This is a genomic window from Microbacterium sp. HMWF026 (assembly GCF_003061325.1).
GTDB lineage: Bacteria > Actinomycetota > Actinomycetes > Actinomycetales > Microbacteriaceae > Microbacterium > Microbacterium testaceum_E.
Genome location: NZ_QAJB01000173.1, coordinates 1 through 1060 on the forward strand (window position 1 = coordinate 1; position 1060 = coordinate 1060).

Here is a 1060-nt window from a genome sequence, read left to right on the forward strand (position 1 = left end):
GGGGGGCGTCAGGCGGGGAGGAAGAACTCCCGCGCGAGCGGGGCGATCTCGATCCCGGATGCCGTGCCGGCGGTGATCCAGCGGAGCTCGGCGATCTCGGCATCCGGCACCGGCTGCTGGTCGCCGATGTCGACACGGAACACGTCGGCGACCACCGCGAAGCCGGGCTCGTTCGCCGCGCTCGCGGTGAACCGGCCGAGGGGCTCGAGCGCGTCGGGGGACACCCGGATGCCGACCTCTTCGGCCAGCTCACGGGCCAGCGTCTGGGCGGGGGTTTCACCCGGCTCGGGCTTGCCGCCGGGCTGCATGAACGCGGTGGTTCCGGCCTTGCGCACGACCAGCAGGCGGCCGTCGGCGTCGGTGATCACCGCGGCCGAGACGTGGATTCGGCGTGGGGGCGTGGCATCCGGAATCACCCCCGCACGCTAGCAGGAGCCGGGGCCGCGCGTAGGCGTCCGCGCGCTCCGCTCGCGTCGACGGGGGAGCGGCGGTGATCGGACGGTGACCGGCGCCGGTGTCAGCGGCGCAGGCGCCGCGCGGCGGTCAGATCGAGCAGGAACAGTGCGGCGCCCTGGATGACGACGGCCACACCGTGACCGAGCGCGTCGGCGGCGCTCAGACGCCCCCCGAACGTCGGCCTGCGAACCGCGAGATGCGCGCCCGCGGCGACGTACCCGACGTCGAGCGCTGTGTTGATCAGCAGCAGACGCCGCAGCGGGCCACGCTTCGGCGCGGCCCCGCGGCGGACGGCGGCCATCGCCAACGCGAGGTCGACGGCCCCCCACATCGCCGTCTGCACGCCGAAGGCGCGGGTGCGCGGGAAGAGCGCCAGGGCGCCTGCCACGACGAGGGATGCCGTGCCCCATCGCCGCAGACGACGCACGAGGGTGCCGGCGACGGCCTTCGTTGATGCCATGACATCCATGATGCCGCCCGGCTGGTATCCCCGGGCGCTCCGCCGGCCCTGCCCGCGCGGGGGGTTGAGCGGTCGAGTGTCCAGGACACGCCGTTGCGGGGCATCGGCGTGCGGCGTGTCTTGGACACTCGACGGGCTGGGGTG

2 protein-coding genes are annotated in these 1060 nt (G+C 74.5%); both read right to left on the reverse strand.

Annotation, left to right across the window (positions count from 1 at the left end; translation table 11 throughout):
• Positions 1-8: 8 nt before the first annotated feature.
• The gene (locus DBR36_RS07400) at positions 9-416 is read right to left on the reverse strand and encodes an NUDIX domain-containing protein (protein WP_108318242.1); all 408 of its coding nucleotides are present in this window, start codon (positions 414-416) and stop codon (positions 9-11) included.
• 101 nt (positions 417-517) lie between these two features.
• On the reverse strand, positions 518-916 hold the full coding sequence (locus DBR36_RS07405) for a DUF6992 family protein (RefSeq protein ID WP_108318243.1): 399 nt from the start codon (positions 914-916) through the stop codon (positions 518-520).
• Positions 917-1060 lie beyond the last annotated feature (144 nt).